Origin of the sequence: Pseudomonas vanderleydeniana (assembly GCF_014268755.2) — a bacterium.
GTDB lineage: Bacteria > Pseudomonadota > Gammaproteobacteria > Pseudomonadales > Pseudomonadaceae > Aquipseudomonas > Aquipseudomonas vanderleydeniana.
The window spans coordinates 884,187-908,113 of record NZ_CP077093.1 but is presented as its reverse complement, the minus strand read 5'-3'; the positions used below and the strand labels follow the sequence as shown (position 1 = coordinate 908,113).

At 65.7% G+C, this 23,927-nt stretch carries 19 protein-coding genes; 15 read left to right on the top strand and 4 right to left on the bottom strand.

What is annotated here, in order from left to right:
• The first annotated feature begins 97 nt into the window (after window positions 1–97).
• Window positions 98–2,878 (top strand): hybrid sensor histidine kinase/response regulator, encoded by a 2,781-nt coding sequence (locus tag HU752_RS04015; protein ID WP_186685769.1) that lies wholly within the window; start codon window positions 98–100, stop codon window positions 2,876–2,878.
• Window positions 2,879–3,101: 223 nt separating this feature from the next.
• Window positions 3,102–3,698: a MarC family protein gene (locus HU752_RS04010; RefSeq protein ID WP_186685766.1), complete on the top strand. Its 597-nt coding sequence runs from the start codon at window positions 3,102–3,104 to the stop codon at window positions 3,696–3,698.
• A gap of 7 nt (window positions 3,699–3,705) precedes the next feature.
• Here the strand turns inward: HU752_RS04010 and cobJ are convergent, their stop codons facing one another.
• Genes cobJ through cobG form a run of 4 tightly spaced genes read right to left on the bottom strand, consistent with a single transcriptional unit; the run spans window position 3,706 to window position 8,108 of the window.
• Window positions 3,706–5,409 carry a precorrin-3B C(17)-methyltransferase gene (gene cobJ, locus HU752_RS04005; protein ID WP_186685763.1) on the bottom strand — a complete coding sequence of 568 codons (1,704 nt, stop codon included), beginning with the start codon at window positions 5,407–5,409 and terminating at the stop codon, window positions 3,706–3,708.
• Entirely contained in the window at window positions 5,406–6,137 is a 732-nt protein-coding gene (locus HU752_RS04000) for a precorrin-2 C(20)-methyltransferase (protein ID WP_186685913.1), read from the bottom strand. The genes cobJ and HU752_RS04000 overlap by 4 nt, the downstream gene beginning before the upstream one ends.
• Entirely contained in the window at window positions 6,137–6,763 is a 627-nt protein-coding gene (locus HU752_RS03995; RefSeq protein WP_186685761.1) for a precorrin-8X methylmutase, read from the bottom strand. Before HU752_RS03995 ends, HU752_RS04000 begins: the two co-directional genes overlap by 1 nt.
• On the bottom strand, window positions 6,756–8,108 hold the full coding sequence (gene cobG, locus HU752_RS03990; RefSeq protein ID WP_186685749.1) for a precorrin-3B synthase: 1,353 nt from the start codon (window positions 8,106–8,108) through the stop codon (window positions 6,756–6,758). Before cobG ends, HU752_RS03995 begins: the two co-directional genes overlap by 8 nt.
• 136 nt (window positions 8,109–8,244) lie before the next feature.
• On the opposite strand from cobG, the gene cbiE reads away from it, so the two are divergent.
• From cbiE to urtA, 13 genes are all read left to right on the top strand, one after another.
• A complete protein-coding gene (cbiE, locus tag HU752_RS03985) occupies window positions 8,245–9,447 on the top strand; it encodes a precorrin-6y C5,15-methyltransferase (decarboxylating) subunit CbiE (RefSeq protein ID WP_186685740.1) in 1,203 nt (400 codons plus the stop codon).
• Between the two features lie 33 nt (window positions 9,448–9,480).
• Window positions 9,481–10,578 (top strand): cobalt-precorrin-5B (C(1))-methyltransferase, encoded by a 1,098-nt coding sequence (locus HU752_RS03980; protein WP_186685737.1) that lies wholly within the window; start codon window positions 9,481–9,483, stop codon window positions 10,576–10,578.
• A gap of 8 nt (window positions 10,579–10,586) precedes the next feature.
• Window positions 10,587–11,318 carry a cobalt-precorrin-6A reductase gene (locus HU752_RS03975; protein ID WP_437182352.1) on the top strand — a complete coding sequence of 244 codons (732 nt, stop codon included), beginning with the start codon at window positions 10,587–10,589 and terminating at the stop codon, window positions 11,316–11,318.
• A 145-nt stretch (window positions 11,319–11,463) separates the two neighbouring features.
• A complete protein-coding gene (locus tag HU752_RS03970) occupies window positions 11,464–11,868 on the top strand; it encodes a DUF2946 domain-containing protein (RefSeq protein ID WP_186685733.1) in 405 nt (134 codons plus the stop codon).
• Between the two features lie 47 nt (window positions 11,869–11,915).
• Entirely contained in the window at window positions 11,916–12,401 is a 486-nt protein-coding gene (locus tag HU752_RS03965; RefSeq protein WP_186685731.1) for a copper chaperone PCu(A)C, read from the top strand.
• 21 nt (window positions 12,402–12,422) lie between these two features.
• Window positions 12,423–12,896, top strand: coding sequence for a DUF2946 domain-containing protein (locus HU752_RS03960; protein ID WP_186685729.1), 474 nt, complete (start codon window positions 12,423–12,425; stop codon window positions 12,894–12,896).
• A 47-nt stretch (window positions 12,897–12,943) separates the two neighbouring features.
• Window positions 12,944–15,073, top strand: a complete 2,130-nt coding sequence (locus tag HU752_RS03955; protein WP_186685727.1) for a TonB-dependent copper receptor — start codon at window positions 12,944–12,946, stop codon at window positions 15,071–15,073.
• Between the two features lie 169 nt (window positions 15,074–15,242).
• The gene (locus tag HU752_RS03950) at window positions 15,243–16,625 is read left to right on the top strand and encodes a PepSY-associated TM helix domain-containing protein (RefSeq protein WP_186685703.1); all 1,383 of its coding nucleotides are present in this window, start codon (window positions 15,243–15,245) and stop codon (window positions 16,623–16,625) included.
• A gap of 154 nt (window positions 16,626–16,779) precedes the next feature.
• A complete protein-coding gene (locus tag HU752_RS03945) occupies window positions 16,780–18,900 on the top strand; it encodes a TonB-dependent receptor (protein WP_186685700.1) in 2,121 nt (706 codons plus the stop codon).
• 575 nt (window positions 18,901–19,475) lie between these two features.
• The gene (locus tag HU752_RS03940) at window positions 19,476–20,264 is read left to right on the top strand and encodes an ABC transporter ATP-binding protein (protein ID WP_186685693.1); all 789 of its coding nucleotides are present in this window, start codon (window positions 19,476–19,478) and stop codon (window positions 20,262–20,264) included.
• Complete coding sequence (locus tag HU752_RS03935) at window positions 20,261–21,211, top strand: ABC transporter substrate-binding protein (RefSeq protein WP_186685684.1); 951 nt, start codon at window positions 20,261–20,263, stop codon at window positions 21,209–21,211. The genes HU752_RS03940 and HU752_RS03935 overlap by 4 nt, the downstream gene beginning before the upstream one ends.
• Window positions 21,208–22,218, top strand: coding sequence for a FecCD family ABC transporter permease (locus tag HU752_RS03930; RefSeq protein WP_186685682.1), 1,011 nt, complete (start codon window positions 21,208–21,210; stop codon window positions 22,216–22,218). The genes HU752_RS03935 and HU752_RS03930 overlap by 4 nt, the downstream gene beginning before the upstream one ends.
• A 424-nt stretch (window positions 22,219–22,642) precedes the next feature.
• A complete protein-coding gene (gene urtA, locus HU752_RS03925; RefSeq protein ID WP_186685680.1) occupies window positions 22,643–23,908 on the top strand; it encodes an urea ABC transporter substrate-binding protein in 1,266 nt (421 codons plus the stop codon).
• Window positions 23,909–23,927 lie beyond the last annotated feature (19 nt).

Sequence of the window (23,927 nt, the reverse complement as noted above, 5' to 3'; positions counted from 1 at the left end):
ATTCGTTCGGATAGGCAAGGGTGTCAAACCCTTGCCGTCTTATTCCCGCCCCGCGCATAGTTATGACTCAGGCATCAACCTACGAAGGGATTTCGCCGTGCGCTGGCTCAGGATCGCCATAAGTTTCACCGTCAGCCTGCTGACCCTGCTGTGCCTCGCAACGGCTGCACAAGCCTCGCAAGGCAGTGGCTGGGCGGTATTGCAGGATGACCAGGCCGACCTGCAACTGAGCGATATCCGCTCTTCACGCTACATCAACCAATTCAGTCCCATCGAACTCGACCGCCTCACCGCCGCCCAACCCGGTGGCGCCCTGTGGTTGCGCTTTCGCCTGCAGCCGGGCAAACACGAACAGCTCCTGCGGATCTTCGCCCCGGACCTGGCCCGCCTGGACCTCTACACCTTCGATGGCGACACCCTGGTCGACCAGGTACGCAGCGGCAACGACCTGCCCAAGGTCGACCGACCACTGTCGAGCAGCGACTTCATGCTGCCCCTGATGCAAAGCAGCAAGCCCCTGGACCTGTACCTGAGGCTGGTGTCCAAGCACGAACTGCGCCCGCACATCACCCTCGAGTCGGCGGTGCAGAGCGCCGCCGATCGCGGTCAGAGCCTGCTCTACGGGCTGCTGTTCGGCTGCCTGTCGATGCTGATCCTGCACAACCTGACCCGTTTCGCCTACACCCGCTCTCGCAGCAGCCTGTGGCTGGCCTCCTGCGAGTTCCTGCTGCTGCTCAGCGCACTGTTCCTGCTGAACGTGATCGGCCCCTGGTTCCCCAACTGGCAGGGGGCACAGACCGCTGGCGCCTACCTGGCGCTGCTGCTCACCGCGCCCTGCGGGCTGATGTTCACCTACAGCTTCTTCTCGCCCCTCGGCCCGCACCCACTGAACAAGCTGCTGCTGGGCGACATCCTGGTGATCAGCCTCGGTGGCCTGTTGCTGCTGTTCGTCGACACCCTGCCGCTGAACGTGATGACCTACGGCCTGGTCGGGCTGGCCAGCCTGAGCATCCTGCTGGTGTCCGCCTATCACTGGCAGAAGGGCTATCGCCCGGCGCGGCTGTTCGTCGTCGCCATGGTCATCTTCAACATCGGCACCCTGGTCATCCTGCCGGCCCTGCTGGGCCTGACCCTGGTCGCGCCGGAAGGCCTGCTCGTCGCCCTGCTGGTCTTCATTTCCGTCAGCGGCCTGCTGATGAGCATCGCCCTGGGCGAGCGTCGGCGCAGCATCACCGAAGACCAGTTCAGCCTCAGCCGCGACCTGGCGGCCAGCAATGCCGAAATCGCCGCCAAGGCCGAGTTCCTGGCGAAGATCAGCCATGAGATCCGCACCCCGATGAACGGCGTGCTGGGCATGACCGAACTGCTGCTGGGCACGCCACTGTCGGTCAAGCAGCGTGACTACGTGCAGACCATCCACAGCGCCGGCAATGAACTGCTGACACTGATCAACGAGATCCTCGACATCTCCAAGCTCGAGTCCGGGCAGATCGAGCTCGACGACGTGCAGTTCGACCTCAACGCGCTGATCGAAGACTGCCTGAGCATCTTCCGCGCCAAGGCCGAGCAGCAGAACGTCGAGCTGATCAGCTTCATCCAGCCCCAGGTGCCGCGGGTGATCAGCGGCGACCCGACACGCCTGCGCCAGACCCTGCTGAGCCTGCTGGAAAACGCGATGAAGAAGACCGACGAGGGTGAAATCCTCATCGTCGTCGCGCTCGACGAACGCAGTGGCCAGCCGCGCCTGCGCATTGCCGTCCAGGACAGTGGAGTGCCGATGGATGACGAGGAACGCGACGCCCTTCTCCACGCTGAACTGCAGAGCAAGAACTTCCTCGCCGCGACTCGCCTGGGTGGGCATCTGGGCCTGGTGATCGCCCGTCAACTGGTGCTGCTGATGCGCGGCGAGTTCGGCATCAAGACCGGGACCAACCAGGGCAGCACCCTGTGGCTGACGCTACCGCTGGACCCACAGCACCTCGAACACCCGACCTCCGACCTCGACGGCCCGCTCAAGGGTGCCCGGGTGCTGGTGGTCGACGACAACGACACCTGCCGCAAGGTCCTGGTTCAGCAATGCAGTGCCTGGGGCCTGAACGTCAGTGCCGTACCGTCCGGCAAGGAGGCCCTGGCCCTGTTGCGGACCAAGGCCCACCTGCGCGACTACTTCGACGTGGTCCTGCTGGACCAGAACATGCCCGGCATGACCGGCATGCAACTGGCGGCGAAGATCAAGGAAGACCCCAGCCTCAACCACGACATCCTGCTGGTCATGCTCACCGGCATCAGCAATGCGCCGAGCAAGATCATTGCGCGCAACGCCGGCATCAAGCGCATCCTGGCCAAGCCGGTGGCCGGCTACACGCTCAAGACCACCCTGGCGGACGAACTGTCCCAGCGTGGCAAGAGCCAGGTCGTGGCGACACCGCTCAGCGCCCCGCCAGCCCCCGGGGTCACGGTGCCCAGCGACTTCCGGATCCTGGTGGCCGAGGACAACAGCATCTCCACCAAGGTGATTCGCGGCATGCTCGGCAAGCTCAACCTGCAGCCCGACACCGCCAGCAATGGTGAGGAAGCCCTGCGGGCGATGAAGGCCCAGCGCTACGACCTGGTGCTGATGGACTGCGAGATGCCGGTGCTCGACGGGTTCTCCGCCACCCAGCAGCTGCGCGCCTGGGAAGTCGGCAACCAGCGGGTCCGCACGCCGGTGGTGGCGCTGACCGCGCACATCCTCAGCGAGCACAAGGAACGCGCCCGCCAGGCCGGCATGGACGGCCACATGGCCAAGCCCGTGGAACTCTCGCAGCTGCGCGAGCTGGTCGAACACTGGGTAGCCCAACGCGACAGCCAGCGGGTCCAGGAACAGACCACCTCCTGAGCCGACAGATGGCCTCATGGCCTGTACGGCTCATTCGAATACTCAAATTCGGGTCCGGCGGCTTGCCAGACCAGGCGCCATGACGAGCCGTAGCCGGGCGACGACGAGCAATGGCAACGCAGCCTGGCGAAGCCATGGGCCCGGAGTGGGGTATGCGAATTAGCCACATAGGCCACTAGCGCCTGATAGACTGCCCGGGCCCTCCCCTGTTCGAGCTCAGACCATGCTCCACGTGTTGTTCAGTGTTTACCTGAAGATGCTGGTGCTCTACAGCCCGTTCTTCGTCTTGTCCTGCTTCATCAGCCTGACCCGCGGTTACTCCAGCAGGGAACGCCGCCGCCTGGCCTGGAAAGTCGCCCTCGCCACCCTGGTCTCCAGCGTGCTGCTGTACCTGTTCGGCCGGGTGATTTTCAGCGTGTTCGGCATCACCGTCGACGCTTTCCGCATCGGCGCAGGCAGCGTACTGTTCATCTCGGCGCTGGGCATGGCCCAGGGCAAGTCCGCGGTGCAGAGCGACAATGTGCAGCAGGACGTGACCATCGTGCCGTTGACCATCCCGCTGACGGTCGGCCCCGGCACCATCGGTGCCCTGCTGGTGATGGGCGTGAGCCAGCCGCACTGGGACGACAAGCTCACCGCCATCGTCAGTATCGCCCTGGCGAGCTTCACCGTCGGCGTGGTGCTGTACCTGTCGAACCGTATCGAACGCCTGCTCGGCGACCAGGGGCTGCAGATCGTCAGCCGCCTGATGGGGCTGTTCGTCTGCGCCCTGGCGGCACAGATCATCTTTACCGGGGTACGCGGCTACCTGGTGCCTTGAAGGCCATTCAGGAACCCGGTTTTTCGCCGTACCAACGCGGCGTGTAGACCCATTCGCCACCCTCGGCGCGGGGAAACACGCAGGTGGTGGACGAGCCGACGATGACCATGGTGCGCATGTCGACCTGGTCCGGCGTCAGCTCGCCCAGGGTGGTCACTCGCAGTGTCTGCCCTGGGCGACCGATATCCCGCCCCAGTACCACCGGAGTCTCGGGCCTGCGATGGTGGGCGACGATCTCCAGCGCCCGTCCCAGTTGCCACGGACGCGAGCGGGAGATCGGGTTGTAGAACGCCAGCGCCAGGTCGGCCTCGGCGGCGAGGTCGAGGCGTTTCTCGATGATCGCCCAGGGCTTGAGGTTGTCCGACAGCGACATCACGCAGAAGTCATGCCCCAACGGTGCCCCGGCCTGGGCCGCGGTGGCCAGCGAAGCGGAAACACCGGGCAGCACCTCCAGTTCGACGCCGTGCCAGCTCGGCTCGTCGGACTCGTGCAAGGCCTCGAGCACCGCCGCCGCCATGGCGAACACCCCCGGGTCACCGGACGACACCACCACCACCGAGCGACCGGCAGCCGCCAGTTCGAAGGCATGCCGGGCACGCTGCATTTCCTCGCGGTTGTCGGTGCAATGCAGTACCTGGTCGGCCCGGAATGGGCCGGCCATGCGCACGTAGGTCTCGTAACCGAGCACATCGTTGGCCCGATCCAGCTCGGCCCTGACCGCTGGCACCATCAGTTCGGCGGCCCCCGGCCCGAGGCCGATCACCGCCAGGCGTCCGCGTGGACGGCCGATCCGCCCAGGCTCCAGCGGTTGTGCGGCGACGGCCAGTGTCAGTCGCGCGCCGACATGCAGCGTCGAAGCCGCAGGCGCGGCCAGGCGCGCCATCTGCTCCAGGCTGGCCTCGACCGGCACGAAACGCAGCGGTACGCCCAACTGCCTGGCCGCCTCATGCAAGGCCGGGACAGCCATCTGCGTATCCGCAGCCAACAGGCAGGCCAGGGACTGTTGCGCGATGCCAGCCTCGCGTAGTTCGTTACGTACGCACTCGGCCAGTTCCGGCACGTCCGCCGACACCGTCGCCAGCACGCAGCGAGGATAGATCAGCAATTCGTCGGCTGCTGGCGTGCGCTCGGCGCTGCCTACGTGGATCGACAGCCTGGCGCCCTGCCCCTGCGGCAGGCGTGCTTCGGCCAACCAGGGGGCATCGCCTTCGATACGAACGCTTTCACCCGCCAGCAGGTCCGAGACGAAACGCTTGCCCAGTTCCAGGTCAGCCAACGCGTATCCGCTCGGCGGATTGAGCAGGCAGGTGCCGAAACGCAGCTCGCCACTGGTGGTGATGGCAGCGGCCACTCCCAGGCCCGCCGCGATTTCCCGGGCCATGATGTTCACCCCGCCGAGGCCACCGAGCAGGGGCACCACTGCGCTGCCGTCCTCCGCCACCGCCAGTACCGGCGGTTCGGCGCCCTTCTCCAGCAACACCGGGGCCAGGCTGCGGATCACGATCCCGGCGGCGCAAAGGGCAATGATCGGGGTGTCCTGCTGGTAGAGCTGGCGCAGGGTCGCACCGAACTCGTGATAGCTTCGGTCAGCCCCCTCGACCCGCTCGGCCAGGCCATGGATCAGGGCGTCCGGATAGATCTGCTGAAGCCGGCGCGCGGTCGCCAGGCTGCCACTGCCGAGGATGACAATGGCCGGTACCGGGCGGCTCATCCCTGCCACCGTTCGCCGGGCACGATGATCAGCGAGAAGTACGGCGAGGACATCGGGTCGACCTCCGCGAGCGGGACAATCTTCTGGTTGGCCATGGTGGCCCGCTCCACGTACAGCGCACGCCCGGCCAGACCCAGCTCGTTCAGCACCTCGCGTACCTTCGGCAGGTTGCGGCCCAGCTTCATCACCACGGCCGCATCGGCATCGGCCAGGCGGCGCTTGAGCTCGTCGTGGGGCAGTACACCGGAGAGCACCGACAGGCTCTGGTTGCGGTACACCAGCGGCACACCGAGCACCGAGGCGCCACCGAGCATCGAGCAGACCCCAGGGATCACTTGCGTCTCATAGCGCTCGGCCAGGCGGTCATGCAGGTACATGTACGAGCCGTAGAAGAACGGATCACCTTCGCAGATCACCGCCACGTCGCGGCCGGCGTCCAGATGCGCGGCCACCTCCAGGCTGGCTTCGTCGTAGAAGTCGCTGATCACCTGCTCGTAGGACAGAGGGGCCGGCAAGACCTCGGTGGTCACCGGGTAAACCAACGGCAGCAGGGTCTGGGCCTGCTGCAGATGACCTTCGATGATGCCGAAGGCATTGCCTTTCTTGCCCTTGGCAACGAAATACGCCACCACCGGCGACTCGCGCAGCAGGCGCAGCGCCTTCACGGTGATCAGTTCCGGATCACCCGGCCCCACACCGAGGCCAATCAGACGTCCAGGCTGCTGCATCATTCCACCTCCGTGGCGAGGGCGTTGACGGCCGCGGCGGCCATGGCGCTGCCGCCGAGGCGACCCTGCATGATCACGAACGGCACGCCACGGCTGTCGGCGGCCAGCATCGCCTTGGATTCGGCGGCGCCGACGAAGCCCACCGGGAAACCGAGGATCAACGCCGGCTTCGGCGCGCCGGCATCGAGCATTTCCAGCAGGTAGAACAGCGAGGTCGGGGCATTGCCGATCACCACCACGCTGCCTTCGAGGTACGGCCGCCACAGTTCCAGGGCGACGGCCGAGCGGGTATTGCCCAGCTCCGCCGCCAGCGCCGGCACCTGTTCGTCGCGCAGGGTGCAGATCACCTGGTTGTTGGCCGGCAGGCGGGCGCGCGTGATGCCTTCGGAGACCATCCGCGCATCGCAGAGAATCGGCGCCCCGGCCGCCAGGGCTTCGCGCCCGGCCTTGCCGGCACCCGGCGAGAACTGCAGGCCGTCGATGGCATCGACCATGCCGCAGGCGTGGATCACCCGTACGGCCAGCTTTTCCAGGTCGGCGGGGATACGCGCCAGGTTCGCCTCCGCGCGAATGATCGCGAAGGAATTGCGATAGATCTCCTGACCATCGCGGATGTAATCAATCATCGGTACTGCTCCGTGAGCGGGCTTCGAGCAGGGCGCCCGCCGCATCAATAGTAAGATTGCGCGCCTGCAGCAGGCCGAAGCCGGGCTGGGCTGCATCGCGGAAATAGAGGTCATAGTGGCCGGGGCTGGTCGCCAGCAGCGTGGCCGGCGCCACATGGGCGGCGGCGCAGGAGCGCTGGCAGCCGGACAGGTGCACGTCCTGGGCTCGGCCAGCCAGGAGGGTTGCCAGCCGCCGCGCGTCGGCCTTGGTATCGGCCAGGCCCTTGGCACAGCCGGCGGAACCGGTGCAGGCAATGATCCGCGCCAGCGGCTGGTCAGCCTCGCAAAGCAGGCCCAGCTGTTCTAGCCGGGTGCTGGCCTGGCCCGCGTGTTCTTCGCGGATCCCCGGCAGCAGCAGGCTTTGCCAGGGCGTCAGGCGCAGGCTGCCGTCGCCCAATTGCTGCGCCAGTCCAGCCACGCCCTCGAGCATCGCCGAATCGAGGCGGCCCAGGGGAAACACGGCACCGACATGCACCAGGCTAGGCTGGCGCTGTGGATAAGTCCCCACGTGCAGCAACCCGATGGCGGCCAGCCGCTGCCAGTCACCGACGGCAATCGGCTCGATACCGCCGCGCGCGACCAGTTGTGCAAGGAACGCCTCGGCCGGCACCTCCGCCAGCAGATGCCGCATGCGGGTCTGCTCCGGACGGGCCAGGTCGAGGAACAGCTCCAGCACCGCCACCACCAGCGCATGCCCCTGTTCCAGCGGCACCGCTGCCAGGGGCAGGTCGTGGGCCGGACAGCCGGCGAGACCGAAGGCCAGGTACGGGCGGTTCTCGATCAGCAGGGCCGACAGCCACAGGTCATGGGGATGTTCGAGCATCGCCAGGGCCTCGCCGCCATCGAGCTGGATGGCGAACTTCGCCGACAACTCGTGAAAGCGCGGCTGGCCCTGCAGGCTGGCGAGAATCCGCTCGGCCAATGGACGTGTATCGATCAACATCCGCGCATCGATGCCGGCGCTGGGGCTGAGCATCAGGTTACGCACGTCATCGGCAGCGCTGGCCTGGGCCAGCGAAGGCAGTGCCGCGCTCGTCGGTCCGAGACCGGCAGCCAGCAGACCGTCGATCAGCGCCTGATGCTGCGCGCCGATCCCGCGAATCTGCAGGTTGGCCCGATTGGTCGCCTCGATCACCCCGCCGGCATGCCGCGCCGCGAGCTGAGCCACGGCCCGGGCCTGGGCGGCACTGATCACCCCGCCCGCCAGCTTGATCCGGCAGATGCCGCCATCCAGCGCCGGGACGATGCGCAGCAACCCCGGACAGGCCGAGGGGCGGACAGCGTTGGCAAGCGGGTGTTCGTTCAAGGGGGCAACCGACGTCAGGGGGAAGTGTTCGTTGTCATCGAAAGGCGTTTCGCCTTCGAAGGCGCGGTATTATGCCTGCTTTGTCCGAAGGCATGAAAAGACTGCCGGTCGGAACGTTGCGTTTTGAGGATTCTAGATGGCGCCCTGGCTGACAGTAGTGGGAATCGGTGAAGACGGCTTCGATGGCCTCGGCGAACACGCGCGGCAGGCCCTGCTGGGCGCGACACGGGTATTCGGCGGGCAACGCCAGCTCGACCTGCTGCCGCCGAGCGTTGCCGCCGAGCGCCTGGCCTGGCCAAGTCCGTTCTCCCTCGAACCGGTGCTGGCCCTGCGGGGCACGCCGGTGTGCGTGCTGGCCAGCGGCGATCCGATGCTGTTCGGCGTCGGTGCCAGCCTGTCGCGCCAACTCGACACCACGCACATGCGCGTGCTGCCGGCCCCATCCGCCTATTCGCTGGCCGCCGCCCGCCTGGGCTGGGCCTTGCAGGACGTGGCGTGCCTGTCGGTGGTCGCCCGCCCCGTCGCCGCCCTCAGTGCGCAACTGCACACCGGCGTGCGCCTGCTGGTACTGAGCAACGACGAGCAGAGCCCCGCGGCCATCGCCGCACTGCTGCGCGAACGCGGTTTCGGGCCCAGCCGCATCAGCGTGCTGGAACACCTCGGCGGCCCGCTGGAGCGGCAGGTCGATAGCCTCGCCCGGGACTGGCAGGAACAACCGTTCGCCCGCCTCAACCTGGTGGCCGTCGAATGCCAGGCCGACCCGGCCACGCCACGCCTGTCGCGCATTGGCGGGCTGCCGGACGCCGCGTTCCAGCATGACGGCCAACTGACCAAGCGCGACGTGCGCGCCATCACGCTGGCGCGTCTCGCGCCGGTCCCGGGTGAACTGCTCTGGGACGTGGGCGCCGGCAGCGGCTCCATCGGCATCGAATGGATGCGCGCCCACCCCGCGTGCCGGGCGATAGCCGTCGAAGCGGACGCCGGCCGCCAGCAACTGATCGAGCACAACCGCGATGCCCTCGGCGTCCCCGGCCTGCGCCTGGTCCGCGGCAGTGCTCCACAGGCGCTGGACGGACTGGAGCCGCCGGATGCGATCTTCATCGGTGGCGGCGTGACCGTCCCCGGCGTGCTGGAGACCTGCTGGGCCCGGCTCAAGCCCGGCGGACGGCTGGTGGCCAATGCCGTGACCCTGCAAAGCGAACTGCTGTTGATGAACTGGCGGCAGCAGCATGGCGGCGAGCTGACCCGTATCCATGTTGCCCAGGCCCAGCCCCTGGGTGATTTCGACACCTGGCGCCAGGCGCTGCCCATCACCCTGCTCGAGGTGCTGAAGCCTTGAACCCCGCCTCGCCTGGAGCCGGAGCACGATCGCATGCGTGACGAAACCGCCGAACAACCCGCGCCCCTGCGCAGCGGCCTGACCACCGGCAGTTGTGCCACCGCCACCGCCCTGGCAGCGGCGCGCCTGCTGCTCGGCGGCGTCCGCCACGATGCGGTGCAGATCATCCTGCCCAAGGGCAAGCAGGTCGAAATGCGCCTGGAGTTCTGCCGCCTGCATGAGGACGGCGCCGAAGCCGGAACCCTCAAGGATGCCGGCGACGATCCGGATGTCACCCACGGTGCCCTGCTGTACTCGCGGGTGCGGCTGACCGCAGAGCCTGGCGTCAGCTTCCATGCCGGCAGCGGCGTCGGCACCGTCACTCGCCCAGGGCTGGTGCTGGCCGTCGGTGAACCGGCGATCAACCCGGTGCCGCGCAAGATGATCACCGACCACCTGCAGCAACTGGCGGCCGAGCACGCCTACAGCGGCGGCTTCTCGGTGACCGTCAACGTCGAGGGCGGCGAGGCGCTGGCGCTGAAAACCATGAATCCGCGCCTGGGCATCCTCGGCGGCCTGTCGATTCTCGGCACCAGCGGTATCGTCCGGCCGTTTTCCTGCTCGGCCTATATCGCCTCGATCCACCAGGGTATCGACGTTGCCAGGACCAACGGCTACCTGCACATCGCCGCCTGCACCGGCAACGCCAGCGAGGACACCATGCGCCGGGTCTACGACCTGCCGGAGATCGCCCTGATCGAAATGGGCGACTTCGTCGGGGCCGTGCTCAAGCACCTGCGCAAGGTGCCTGTGGATAAATTGAGCCTGTGTGGCGGCTTCGGCAAGATCAGCAAGCTGGCGGCCGGGCACATGGACCTGCACAGCCGGCACTCGAGCATCGATCTGCCACAACTGGCCGACTGGGCGGCGGCCGTGGGGGCCGACGAGGCCCTGCAAGAGGCCATTCGCCAGGCCAACACCAGCCAGCAGGCCCTGGCCCTGGCCAGCGCCGCCGGTGTCGCCCTCGGCGACGCGGTCTGCCAGCACGCCCTGGACTTCGCCCGCAGCGTGGTCCCGGCCCAGGTACAAGTGGAGGTTTTCGCCATCGATCGCCAGGGCGGCATCGTCGGCCATTCCGGAGCATTTCAATGAACAAGCCGATCAGGCGCCTGCTGTTGCTGGGCGGTGTCACCGAAGCCCTGGCGCTGGCCCGCACGCTCGGGCCGCCGCACATCTACAGCCTGGCCGGCGTCGGCCGGGTCCCCACGGACCTGCGTTGCCAGGTGCGGGTCGGCGGCTACGGCGGCGCCGAAGGCCTCGCGCAGTTCATCCGCGAACAGGGTATCGAACTGCTGCTCGACGCCACCCATCCCTACGCCGCGCAGATCAGTCGCAACGCGGCGGCGGCCGCGCAGTCGAGTGGCATTCCCTGCTGGGCCCTGCGCCGTCCGGCGTGGGTGGCCGAACCCGGCGACGACTGGCGGGAAGTGACGGACTGGGCCGAACTGGTCGAAGCCCTCGGGCCGTTCCGCCGACCGCTGTTCACCCTCGGCCGCGAGCCGTTGCAACACCTGGACGAAATTCCCGAAGGGCAATTCTGGACCCTGCGGGCCCTCGACCCCTACCCTGGCAACGAGCGCTGTGAAGTGATCGGCGCCCGCGGCCCCTTTCACCTGGACGACGAGCGGGTCCTGTTCGAACAGCGGGCAATCGACGTGCTGATCAGTAAGAACAGCGGTAGCGGCGCCACCGAACCCAAGCTGCAAGTGGCCCGGGAACGCTCGGTGCCGGTGCTGATCCTCAAGCGTCCCCCGCTGCCCGCAGTAGACCGCGAGTTCCAGACGCTTGAGGAAACACTCGCCGCCTTGGCAACCGCCCTGCAATCGGCATGAGCAACTGCTGCTAAGCTTCCCCGAACAACGGCGATAGAGAACCTGCAACGTATTGCGACCTTTCACCACAGCCCGTGCTTTTACTTATGCAGGACGTTCAGGCTAAATAACCCACCGGTTTGAAACATCCGACGGAAACCCTTCCATGTCCCGACAACGGCTCGCCGCAGCTACCTGGATCGCCTGCCTTGCAGTGCTGTTCAACCTGCTTGCCATGCCGATTTCCGGGACCATGGCGTCGGCGTCGGATCGCTCCGCCACCGAACAACTGCTCTGGGGCAGTTTCTGCTCGGCCAGCGGCACCAAACTGGTCGCTACCGTCATCGGCCAGCAGGAGCAGAAGGCACCACCGGGTGATGACCACTCCAACATGCAGCATTGCTGGTGCTGCTCCGGTTCCGCGCCACTGGTGGCCTTGCCAGGGCATGTACCGCAACTGGTGGTTGCACGGATCGAAAGCGGCCCACTGCAGGCCGCTCGTCACGTAGACGCCCCGACTCCACGCCAGCAGTGGCCCTCACTCAATCCCCGAGCCTCTCCGGCGGTCTGATTCGCACTCGCAACCCTTTGCGTTTTGAATCGTTATGGAGAACCCCCATGCTCAAGAATGCCCTGCTTCTGGCCGCGTTGCTGCTGCCCGTCGGTTTTGCCAATGCCCACGAATTCACGGCCGGCGACTTGCGGATCGACCACCCCTGGTCCCAGGAACTGCCACCCAATGCACCCACCGTCGCGGCTTACTTCACGCTGCATAACCAGGGCAGCGTGGCCGATCGCCTGACCGGCGTCGACAGCCCCATCGCCGGCAAGGCCGAGCTGCACGAACATGTGATGCAGGCGAACCTGATGAAGATGCAACAGGTACCGGACGTCACCGTGCCGCCCCAGGGTGAGGTGAAGTTCGCGCCCATGGCCTATCACGTGATGCTGCTCGACCTTCAGGACCGCAGCCTGCTGCAGGACGGCAAGCACTTCCCGCTGACGCTGCACTTCGAGAAGGCCGGCGCGGTCACCGTCGAGGTTTCGGTGCAACGGCAGCCGCCCGCCGCAGCCCAGGACAAGATGCACATGCACGCCCAGTAACGCTCGGCCCCGCTGCATACCATGCGCGCTTCCCGCAGCAGATCCAGCCACTCCCGCAGCCAGGCACGCGGCAGTTGGCTGAGTCTGTTCGCCATGCTGATGATCTTTATCGGTCCGCTGATTTCCCAGGCGATGCCGATGGACCAGCACGCCATGTCGATGGCGATGAACATGGACATGCCAATGCCCATGGACATGCCCGATCACCACGGTGCACAGGCCGGGCAAGACGCCAGCGAGCACCATGGCGGTAACGCCGAACACCATGCCCTCTGGGAAAAATGCGGCTATTGCAGCCTGCTGTTCAGTTGCCCGGCGCTGCCGCAGAGCCTGAGTTTCGCCGCCCTCGACGGCCCCCGACCCGCCCCCGCGGTCGACTCCCAAACCCGCCTGGGACATGCCCGGCAGAGCATCTTCCCCGGCGCCCGCACCCGCGCGCCGCCAGCCCGCCATCAAGCAACGACCTCTCTCACACCCGGCTCGACCGCCCTGTAGCGACAGCGCGGTGGCCGTGTTGTATTCGCTTGAATGATGGAACGCTTATGTCCACTGCAAACACTCGCCTGCGCGCCGCGCGGGCGAAAAGCCCTTTCGTCCCGAACGCGCTGCGCCTGAGCCTGCAACAGGCCACCGCAGTGATGTGCACGGCACTGCTGGCACCCGCGGCCTTCGCCGCCGACGTTACGGACGACCCTGAGCAACACGCCCGGGAACTCGGCCCGACCGTGATCACCGCCGTCGCTCCCAGTTCACCGCTGACGGTCATCACCAACCCCAAGGACCCACGCCAGCCGGTACCCGCCAGCGATGGCGGCGACTACCTCAAGACCATCCCCGGCTTCGCCCTGGTACGCAATGGCGGCACCAACGGCGACCCGGTGCTGCGCGGGATGTTCGGTTCGCGCCTGAACATCCTTACCAACGGCAGCATGATGCTCGGCGCCTGCCCCGGCCGGATGGACGCACCGACCTCCTACATCTCGCCGGAAACCTACGACAGGCTGACCGTGATCAAGGGCCCGCAAACCGTGCTCTGGGGCCCGGGCGCCTCCGCCGGGACAATCCTGTTCGACCGCAAGCCGGAGCACTTCGGCGAACTCGGCAGCCGGATCAATGCCAGCGTCCTGGCCGGCTCCAACGGCCGTTTCGACAAGCTGGTGGATGCCGCCGCAGGTGGCCCGCTGGGCTACATCCGGGTGATCGGCAACCAGGCCCACGCCGATGACTACAGGGACGGCCACAACGACACCGTGCCCTCGCGCTACGACAAGTGGAACGGTGATGTCGCCCTCGGCTGGACACCGGACGCCGACACCCTGCTGGAACTCACCGCCGGCAAGGGCGACGGCGAGGCTCGCTACGCCGGGCGCGGCATGGATGGCGCGCAGTTCAAGCGGGAAAGCCTCGGCCTGCGCTTCGAGAAATCGAATATCGGCGAGGTACTGGACAAGCTCGAGGCCCAGGTCTACTACAACTACGCCGACCATGTGATGGACAACTACACGCTGCGCCAACCGTCCGGCACCGGGATGATGGCCGGGCCCATGGCCTCCAACGTCGACCGCCGGACCCTCGGCGCGCGGATCAAGGCCACCTGGCTCTGGACCGACTGGCAACTGGTCGGCGGGCTCGACGCGCAGACCAACGAGCACCGCCAGCGCAGCAGCATGGGCATCGACACCTACAAGGACCTGCCACGGACCAGGGACGCCGACTTCCACAACTACGGGGTATTCGGCGAACTGACCTGGTACGCCGCCGAGCGCGATCGCCTGATCAGCGGCGCGCGGCTGGACCGGGCCTCGGTCCGGGACTTGCGACAGACCCTCGGTTCCGGCATGAGCGCCCGGACGAACCCGACGGCCAACGACACCCGCGCCGATACCCTACCCAGCGGTTTCGTCCGTTATGAGCACGACCTGGCCGAAACGCCGACCACGCTCTATGCCGGCCTCGGCCATGCCGAGCGCTTCCCGGACTACTGGGAACTGTTCTCGCCCAACAGCGGCCCAAGCGGCTCGCTCAATGCCTTCGATGCGATCAAGCCGGAGAAGACCACGCAACTGGACTTCGGCGTGCAATACAAGAGCGCCGACCTGGAAGCCTGGGCCTCGGGCTACATCGGCCAGGTGCGCGACTTCATCCTGTTCAACTACCAGCCGGGCATGATGGGCATGACCTCGCAGGCGCAGAACGTCGACGCCCGGATCATGGGCGGCGAACTCGGCGCAGCCTATCAACTGACCTCGAACTGGAAAGCCGACGCAGCCCTGGCCTATGCCTGGGGCAAGAACACCAGCGACGGCAAGGCCCTGCCGCAGATTCCGCCGCTCGACAGCCGTTTCGGCCTGACCTACAGCGAGGATGACTGGAGTGCCGGAGCCTTGTGGCGGGTGGTCGCGGCGCAGAACCGCATCGACCAGAACAAGGGCAACGTGGTCGGCAAGGACTTCTCGAGGAGTGCCGGGTTCGGCGTGTTCTCCCTTAACGGCGCGTACCGCATCAACCAGCACGTGAAACTCAGCACGGGCGTCGACAACCTGTTCAACAAGGCCTACGCCGAACACCTGAACCTGGCGGGCAACGCCGGCTTCGGCTACCCGGCCAACGACCCGCAGGCGATCAACGAACCGGGACGGACCTTCTGGACCAAGGTGGACATGGCCTTCTAAAGAACATCACCAACGCCCCTCTGTGGGAGCCGGCCTGCTGGCGATCTCGGTATCGCCATGGACTCTGGTGAGTGGCCGCTTTCAGCGGATCGCCAGCAAGCCGGCGCCCATAGAAGAGGGATTGCGCACACCCGACATTCGAACAATCAAACCTTGCGGAGCGCTCCCGATGAGCCAACCGAAAATATCCTTCTACAACCTGGCCTGGCGCTGGCATTTCTACGCCGGGCTGTTCGTCGCCCCGTTCATGATCCTGCTGGCCCTGACCGGGATCATCTACCTGTTCAAGCCACAGCTCGACCCACTGATGTACGGCGACCTGCTCCAGGTCGAGCCCGGCCACCACCGGATCAGCGCCGATGAGCAGATGCAACGGATCCAGGCCACTTATCCACAAGCACGGATCAAGCAGTACCTGCCACCGCCGACGGCTGGGCGCAGCGCGCAGTTCGTGGTGATCCGGGACGGTCGTGAACTCAACGTGTTCATCGACCCCTATCGCGGCAACGTGCTCGGCGAGCAGGATGCCAAGCTCAACCTACAGGCCGTCGCCCGTGCCCTGCATGGCGAACTGATGATCGGCACCGTCGGCGATCGCCTGGTGGAACTGGCCGCCGGCTGGGGCGTGATGCTGGTGGTGTCCGGCGTCTACCTCTGGTGGCCGCGTGGCCGGTCCTCGGGCGGCGTGCTCTGGCCACGGCTGAACGCCCGGGGCCGGGTGCTGTGGCGCGACCTGCATGCGGTCAGCGGTTTCTGGGGCTCGCTCCTGCTGCTGTTGATGCTGCTCAGCGGCATGACCTGGACCGGCTTCTGGGGCAAGCAGTACGCCGAGGTCTGGAACAAATTCCCCGATCCGATGTGGAACAACATGCCCAAGTCCGACGTCGAGGCGCGCAGCCTGAACACCGCCGCGCGCCAGACCGTGCCCTGGGCCGTGGAAAACACGCCGATGCCGATCTCCGGCGACCATGCCGAGCACATGCATCACGGCGGCGCCTCGGCCGGCCCGGCGGCACCGGGTGTCACGCTGCAGCAGGTGGTCGACATCGCCACGGCGCGCCAGGTCGAGCCCGGCTACAGCATCACCCTGCCGACCACCGCCGAAGGTGTCTTCACCCTTGCCGTGTTCGCCGATGACCCACGCAACGACGCCACCCTGCATGTCGACCAGTACACCGGCACGGTCCTGGCCGACGTGCGCTGGCAGCAGTATGGCAACGTCGCCCGGGCCACCGAGATGGGAGTGATGCTGCATGAGGGCAAACTGTTCGGGCCGATCAACCAGATCGTGATCCTGCTGATCTGCCTGATGATCCTGCTCGGTTCGGTCAGTGGCCTGGTCATGTGGTGGAAGCGCCGTCCGCAGGGCCGCCTGGGGGTGCCGCCGCTGCGTCATGACCTGCCTCGCTGGAAGAGCGCGATGTGGGTGATGCTGGTCCTGGCGATTGCATTCCCGTTGGTGGGCGCTTCGCTGATCGTGGTCTGGCTGCTCGACCGGTTGCTGCTGTCGCGCCTGGGAAGCCAACATGAGCCGGCCTCACCTTCTGCCTGAAGAGCCTGAGATGCGCAAGATAGAGGGATCTGTAGACTTTGCAGCTTATCCCCCTTGCCAGGCGATATTGTTATATTATAACAATATCGCAAGACTCCCAGCCCGCGGCCACAAGCCGCGGGGACTCTCCGAAGACAAGCGACTCACGACCCTGATGAACAAGTATTTCGTGTCCGGCCTCTGCCTGCTGGCGTTCACCCACGCCCAGGCGGATGCCACACTGACCCTGCCCACCGGCACCATCACCGCCCCCGCCATCGACAACACCGGCGTCGATCTGCAAACCGCGACCACGGCGGGCTCGCGCCTGGGCCTGAGCGCCCTGGAAACCCCCGCCAGCACCGAGAGCCTGACCGGCGAACGGATTCGCGAACGCGCTGACGCCAGCGTGCAGGACGCGGTCTCGCGCAGCACCGGGATCAGTCGCACCGGCACCCCGGGCGACGGTGGTACCTCGCTGCAGGCTCGTGGCTTCACCGGCCAGAGCTCGGTGATGCAACTGTACGATGGCAACCGGATGTACACCGGCATGGGCACCGTGACCTTCCCGGTGGACACCTGGTCGGTGGAGCGCGTGGATGTGCTGCGCGGCCCGGCCTCGGTGCTGTATGGCGAAGGCGCCACCGGCGCGGTGATCAACACCGTTCCGAAAAAGCCGTTCACCGGCGAGATCGAAAACCACCTGCGCCTCGGCTACGGCTCTCACGACAGCCAGCAACAGGCCTTCGACAGCGGCGGCTCGCTGAGCGACAGCCTGAGCTACCGGATCAATCTCAACCGCCTGCGCAGCAACGGCTGGATCGATCGCGGCGACTCCGCCAGCGACTTCGTCAGTGCCGCCTTGCGCTGGCAGGCCAACGACAGCCTGGTGTTCACCCTGGCCCATGATTATGGCGACCAGCAGCCGATGAACTATTTCGGCGTGCCGCTGATCAACGGCCATTACCAGAGCCACCTGCGCGACCGGAACTACAACGTCGGCAACAACATCCAGCACTACAACGACCAGTGGACGCGCCTGACCACCGAATGGCAGATCTCCGATAACGTCAGCTCGAACAACGAGCTGTATTACCTCAAGGCCCAGCGCCGCTGGCAGAACGCCGAGAACTACAATTTCAGCAGCGCCAGCCAGCAGCTGCTCAGGAACGGCTTCTTCGGCATCGGCCACAACCAGGAGCAGGTCGGCGATCGCCAGACCTTCACCTTCAAGCACAGCCTCTTCGGCCTCGACAGCCAGACCCTGACCGGGGTGGACTTCAACCGTATCCGCTTCAAGCTCGCCAGCAACTCGCCGTTCGAGGACTTGCTGCCAGCTGGCCAACCGATCGATATCGAGCACCCGACACCGGGCATCTTCGACAGCGCCAGCCCCTACCGCGACCAGTTCAAGAGCACCACGCGCCAGTTCTCGGTCTTCGCCGAAAACCGTACCCGACTGAATGAGCAGTGGTCGCTGGTGACCGGTGTGCGTCGCGACTTCGTGCACATCGATCGTGATGAGCTGGTCGAAGGAAACGATAGCGACAAGAGTCTGGTCGGCAGCAACTGGAAAGTCGGCCTGGTCTACGCCATGACCGCCGACACCTCGCTCTATGGCCAGTACGCCACCAGCACCGACGGTGTCGGTGGCCTGATTTCCCTGAACCAGAGCCAGCAGCAGTACGACCTGTCCACCGCGAAGCAGACCGAAGTCGGTCTCAAGCAGATGTTCTGGGACCAGCGCGGCGAGTGGACCCTGGCGGCCTATCACATCGTCAAGAAAAAGCTGCTGACGGACGATCCGAGCAATACCCAGAACAAGCTGCAGGTCGGCCAACAGTCGTCCGACGGCCTGGAAGCCAGCCTCGACCTAAAACTGGCCCACGACTGGCAGTTGCAGGCCAACGCCGCGATTGTTCGGGCGCAGTACGACGATTTTCAGCAGGAGGTCAACGGTGCCTACGTGTCCCGCGATGGCAACCGCCCGGTGGATGTGCCCCGGCGTACCGCCAACCTGTGGTTGAGCAAGGCAATTACGGAGGATGTGAAGGCCGGTGCCGGCGTGCGTTATGTCGATGCCCGCTATGCCGACCTGGCCAACACCGCCGAACTGCCGAGCTACACCGTGGTCGACGCCAATGTCTCATGGAAGGCCCTGCGCAACACCACGCTGGGCCTGCAACTGAACAATCTGTTCGACCGCCAGTACGCGCAAAGCCAATACAATGACGGCCAGCAATGGATCCTGGGGCAGCCCCGTTCGTTCTTCGTGACCGCGGACTACACCTTTTGACCGTGACACGGTGGAGCTCTTGGGCAGGGGCCTTGGCGTTCCTGGGCTGAACTGGGACTCTGTGGAGTTCTTGAGCTGAACTGGAACGCTGTGGAGTTCTTGAGCTGAACTGGGACTCTGTGGAGCTCTTGAGCTGAACTGGGACTCTGTGGCGAGCGGGCTTGCCCGCGCTCGGCTGCGAAGCGGCCGTAAACTCGGCCAACGCGCTCTACCTGATGGAGCGCATTGGCCGGGTTCAGGGACGCGTTGCGTCCCAGCGCGGGCAAGCCCGCTCGCCACAGGTTCAGATTTCAGGCTCAAATTTCAGATTTCAGATTTCAGATCCCAGATCCCAGATCCCAGATCCCAGATCTCAGGTTTCAGGTTTCAGGTTTCAGGTTTCAGGTTTCAGGTTTCAGGTTTCAGGTTTCAGGTTTCAGATTCAGATTCAGATTCAGATTCAGATTCAGATTCAGATTCAGATTCAGATTCAGATTAAAACCCTGGCTCAAATTGGAACGAAGCTCCAAGCCCTGCCCAAGACGGCCATCCGTTTCCCAACCAGGTTGTAAAACAGATAAACCAATGAGCACGCAATGACCTCGCTGACCCTCGCCAATCTGGCCTGGACACCCCTGGGCCAGGGCCACTGCCATCACCAGTTCCAACTGCGTGACGCCACCCTGCAGGTGGCGGCGGGTGAGTTCGTCGGCCTGATCGGGCCCAACGGCAGCGGCAAGACCAGCCTGCTCAAGTGCGCCTATCGCTTCAGCCAGCCGGAAAGCGGCGAAGTCCTGCTGGAACACCAGAACGTCTGGAAGCAGTCGCCACGCTGGTGCGCCCAGCGCATCGCCGTGGTCCTGCAGGAGTTTCCCGACGCCTTCGGCCTGACCGTCGACGAAGTGGTCGCCATGGGCCGCACGCCACACAAGAGGCTGTTCGACGGTGAAACCGGACACGACCGCCAACTGATCCACCAGGCCCTGGCATCGGTCGGCATGCTGGGGTTCGAGGAGCATGCCTTCGCCACCCTGTCCGGTGGCGAGAAGCAGCGGGTGATCCTTGCGCGTGCCCTGGCCCAGCAACCGCAGTTGCTGATCCTCGACGAACCGACCAACCACCTCGACCCACGTTATCAACTGGAACTGCTGACGCGGGTCAAGCGCCTGAACATCGGCACCCTCGCCAGCATCCACGACCTCAACCTCGCCGCCGCCTTCTGCGACCGCCTGTACGTGCTCGACCACGGTCGTATCGTTGCCAGCGGCACCCCGCAGGCGGTGCTCACCGGCGAGCTGTTGCGCGAGGTGTTCGGCGTCGAAGCGCTGGTCGATGCCCACCCGCTCGGTGGCTACCCACGAATCACCTGGATAACCCAACCATGAAGCCACTGCGCCTGACACTCTGCCTCGGTTCCCTGCTCGTCTGCATGACCAGCCTGGCCGAGCCGACGCACTACCCGTTGACCGTCCAGAGCTGCAATCGCGAGGTGACCTTCAAGGAAGCCCCCCGCCACGCGCTCAGCCACGACATCAACATGACCCAGATGATGCTAGCCCTCGGCCTGAAACCGCGCATGGCCGGCTACAGCGGCATCAGCGGCTGGAAGTCGGTCACCGCGCAAATGGCCCGGACCCTCGACGGCCTGCCGGAGCTGGCGGCCAAGTACCCGTCGGTGGAAACCCTGCTCAACGCCAATGTCGACTTCTTCTTCGCCGGCTGGGACTACGGCATGCGCGTCGGTGGCGACCTCACGCCACAGACCCTGGCATCGCTGGGCATCAACGTCTACGAGCTGACCGAGTCCTGCGCCTTCGTGATGAAGCGCCCGGGCGCCAGCCTCGACGACACCTACAACGACCTGCGCAACCTCGGCCGGATCTTCGACGTGCAGGACCGCGCCGAGGCGCTGATCGCGCAGATGCAGGCGCGGGTTGCCGCGGTGCAGAAAAACCTGCCGGCCGAGCGCCCGCGGGTGTTTCTCTACGACAGCGGCGAGGATCGCGCCATGACTTCCGGTCGCCTGGCCATGCCCCAGGCACTGATCGAGGCAGCCGGCGGGCGCAACGTGCTCGATGACGTCGAGGCCAGCTGGACCCGCGTCAACTGGGAAAGCGTAGTGGAGAAGAACCCGCAGGTGATCGTCATCGTCGACTACAGCGAAATCACCGCCGAACAGAAACAGCACTTCCTGGAAACCCATCCGGCCCTGCAGTCGGTGGATGCGATCCGCAACAAGCGCTTCGTGGTCATCCCCTACGCCGAGGCGACGCCGGGCATCGATAACGTCCAGGCCATCGAAACCCTGGCCAAGGCGTTCCACCCACAATGATGAGCCGCCGCTATCCCCTGCTGCTGGTCGCGCTCGGCACACTGTTGCTTGCGTCCTGCGTGGTGTCGCTGGGCTTCGGCCCGGCACGGCTGCCGGTGGACCTGGTATGGCGCATCCTCGCCTACAAGCTGCTGGGCAGCGGGACGGTGGACTGGAACCCCGGCCAGGAACACATCGTCTGGCTGATCCGTGTTCCGCGCATGCTGTTGGGCGCGCTGGTCGGTGCCGGCCTGGCGCTGATCGGCGCGGTACTGCAGGCGGTGACCCGCAATCCGCTGGCCGACCCGCACCTGCTCGGTGTCACGTCCGGGGCCACGCTCGGCGCGGTGATCGTGGTGCTGCACGTGGGGGAAATCGCCGGCCTGCTGACCTTGCCCATGGCCGCCTTCATCGGCGCCCTGGGCAGCATGCTCGCGGTGCTCGCCATCGCCAGCCGCAACGGTCGGCTGGACAGCGAGCGCCTGCTGCTGTGCGGGGTGGCGGTGTCCTTCGTGATGATGGCGCTGGCCAACCTGCTGCTGTTTCTCGGTGACCACCGGGCCAGCTCGGCAGTGATGTTCTGGATGCTTGGCGGCCTCGGCCTGGCGCGTTGGGAGCTGCTGACGATACCAACGCTCAGCGTGCTCTGCGGGCTGCTCCTGCTGCTGGGCATGGCCCGTTCGCTGAACGCGCTGATGGCCGGCGAACAAACCGCCGTGACCCTCGGCCTGAATGCACGCAATGTACGCCTCAGGGTCTTCCTGATCGCCTCGCTGATGACCGGCGTGCTGGTGTCCATCAGCGGCTCGATCGGTTTCGTCGGTCTGATGGTGCCGCACATCGCCCGCTACCTGGTCGGTGCCGAACACCGCCGGCTGCTGCCGGTATCGGCGCTGCTCGGCAGCCTGTTCCTGATCTGGGTCGACGTCGCGGCGCGCACCCTCATCGCCCCGGAAGACCTGCCGATCGGCGTGGCCACCGCCGCCATCGGCGGCCTGTTCTTCATCGGATTGATGCGGCGGCGGTAAGGGCGCTATCGCCAGCAAGCGGAGCGCCGCCCGGCCGTCACCCACAGTGACCGCGTCCGGCTAGAACCTTGTGTGAGCCAACTGTCTTGGATTCATCAACGATGAGCGGTCAAATGCTGGCCGCCTTCGGCGGTCCGGCGCCCCGGTCTATCCGCGAAGGGCTCGGCACCTGTTTATGGGAGACGACCGGGCGGCGCTCCGCTTGCTGGCGATGAACACCACGCGATAACGACCCGAGCACCAACCTGGCGCTTCGCGCGCACCACACCGCTCAATCCGCCCCCACCTGGTGCGACTGTTCAGACCAGTCCCCCGCCAAACCGCTCTGTTCCGGCCTTTTCCCGACTCGGCACAGCCCTTGCAAAACCCGCTTCAGCATCTGCATCTGCCAACCCAAAAAAATTGAGACCCTGGAGATCGCACCATGAAGCGTCGTAGTTTGATCAAGGCTTTCACCCTGACGGCATCGATTGCCGCCATGGGCCTGACCTGGACTGTCGAAGCCGCCGAGACCATCAAGGTCGGCATCCTGCATTCGCTGTCCGGCACCATGGCAATCTCCGAGACGTCGCTCAAGGACATGGCGCTGATGACCATCGACGAGATCAACGCCAAGGGCGGGGTCAACGGCAAGATGCTCGAACCGGTAGTGGTCGATCCGGCCTCCAACTGGCCGCTGTTCGCCGAGAAGAGCCGCCAGTTGCTGACCCAGGACAAGGTCGCGGTGGTGTTCGGCTGCTGGACCTCAGTGTCGCGCAAATCGGTGCTGCCAGTGTTCGAGGAACTCAATGGCCTGCTGTTCTACCCGGTGCAGTATGAAGGCGAAGAGATGTCGCCGAACGTCTTCTACACTGGCGCCGCGCCGAACCAGCAGGCGATCCCGGCGGTGGAGTACCTGATGAGCGAAGACGGCGGCAGCGCCAAGCGCTTCTTCCTGCTCGGTACCGACTACGTCTACCCACGCACCACCAACAAGATCCTGCGTGCGTTCCTGCATTCCAAGGGCGTGGCGGACAAGGATATCGAAGAGATCTACACCCCGTTCGGCCATGCCGACTACCAGACCATCGTCGCCAACATCAAGAAATTCTCCGCGGGCGGCAAGACCGCGGTGATCTCCACCGTCAACGGTGACTCCAACGTGCCGTTCTACAAGGAACTGGCGAACCAGGGCCTGAAGGCCACCGACGTACCGGTGGTGGCATTCTCCGTCGGCGAGGAAGAACTGCGCGGCATCGACACCAAGCCGTTGGTGGGCAACCTCGCGGCCTGGAACTACTTCGAGTCGGTGAACAACCCGGTGAACCAGAAGTTCGTCGCCGACTGGAAGGCCTACGCCAAGAAGAAAAACCTGCCGGGCGCCGACAAGGCGGTGACCAACGACCCGATGGAGGCCACCTATGTCGGCATCCACATGTGGGCCCAGGCGGTGGAAAAGGCCAAGTCGACCGATGTCGACAAGGTCCGCGAAGCCCTGGCCGGCCAGACCTTCGCCGCGCCGTCGGGCTACACCCTGACCATGGACAAGACCAATCACCACCTGCACAAGCCGGTGATGATCGGCGAGATCCAGCCGGACGGCCAGTTCAACGTGGTCTGGCAGACCGAAGGGCCGATCCGCGCCCAGCCGTGGAGTCCGTTCATTCCGGGCAACGACAAGAAGCCTGACTACGCGGTGAAGAGCAACTGAGTGGAGGGGCGGCCCGCCG

Excerpts from the sequence above, each read along its gene's own strand:
- HU752_RS03930 (WP_186685682.1), top strand. The coding sequence starts at position 21,208 with ATGATGAGCCGCCGCTATCCCCTGCTGCTGGTCGCGCTCGGCACACTG.
- HU752_RS04000 (WP_186685913.1), bottom strand. The coding sequence starts at position 6,137 with ATGCAGCAGCCTGGACGTCTGATTGGCCTCGGTGTGGGGCCGGGTGAT.
- HU752_RS03940 (WP_186685693.1), top strand. The coding sequence starts at position 19,476 with ATGACCTCGCTGACCCTCGCCAATCTGGCCTGGACACCCCTGGGCCAG.
- cbiE (WP_186685740.1), top strand. The coding sequence starts at position 8,245 with ATGGCGCCCTGGCTGACAGTAGTGGGAATCGGTGAAGACGGCTTCGAT.
- HU752_RS03995 (WP_186685761.1), bottom strand. The coding sequence starts at position 6,763 with ATGATTGATTACATCCGCGATGGTCAGGAGATCTATCGCAATTCCTTC.
- cobJ (WP_186685763.1), bottom strand. The coding sequence starts at position 5,409 with ATGAGCCGCCCGGTACCGGCCATTGTCATCCTCGGCAGTGGCAGCCTG.
- HU752_RS04010 (WP_186685766.1), top strand. The coding sequence starts at position 3,102 with ATGCTCCACGTGTTGTTCAGTGTTTACCTGAAGATGCTGGTGCTCTAC.
- HU752_RS03965 (WP_186685731.1), top strand. The coding sequence starts at position 11,916 with ATGCTCAAGAATGCCCTGCTTCTGGCCGCGTTGCTGCTGCCCGTCGGT.
- HU752_RS03980 (WP_186685737.1), top strand. The coding sequence starts at position 9,481 with ATGCGTGACGAAACCGCCGAACAACCCGCGCCCCTGCGCAGCGGCCTG.
- HU752_RS03970 (WP_186685733.1), top strand. The coding sequence starts at position 11,464 with ATGTCCCGACAACGGCTCGCCGCAGCTACCTGGATCGCCTGCCTTGCA.
- HU752_RS03950 (WP_186685703.1), top strand. The coding sequence starts at position 15,243 with ATGAGCCAACCGAAAATATCCTTCTACAACCTGGCCTGGCGCTGGCAT.
- HU752_RS03935 (WP_186685684.1), top strand. The coding sequence starts at position 20,261 with ATGAAGCCACTGCGCCTGACACTCTGCCTCGGTTCCCTGCTCGTCTGC.
- urtA (WP_186685680.1), top strand. The coding sequence starts at position 22,643 with ATGAAGCGTCGTAGTTTGATCAAGGCTTTCACCCTGACGGCATCGATT.
- HU752_RS03960 (WP_186685729.1), top strand. The coding sequence starts at position 12,423 with ATGCGCGCTTCCCGCAGCAGATCCAGCCACTCCCGCAGCCAGGCACGC.
- HU752_RS03955 (WP_186685727.1), top strand. The coding sequence starts at position 12,944 with ATGTCCACTGCAAACACTCGCCTGCGCGCCGCGCGGGCGAAAAGCCCT.
- HU752_RS03945 (WP_186685700.1), top strand. The coding sequence starts at position 16,780 with ATGAACAAGTATTTCGTGTCCGGCCTCTGCCTGCTGGCGTTCACCCAC.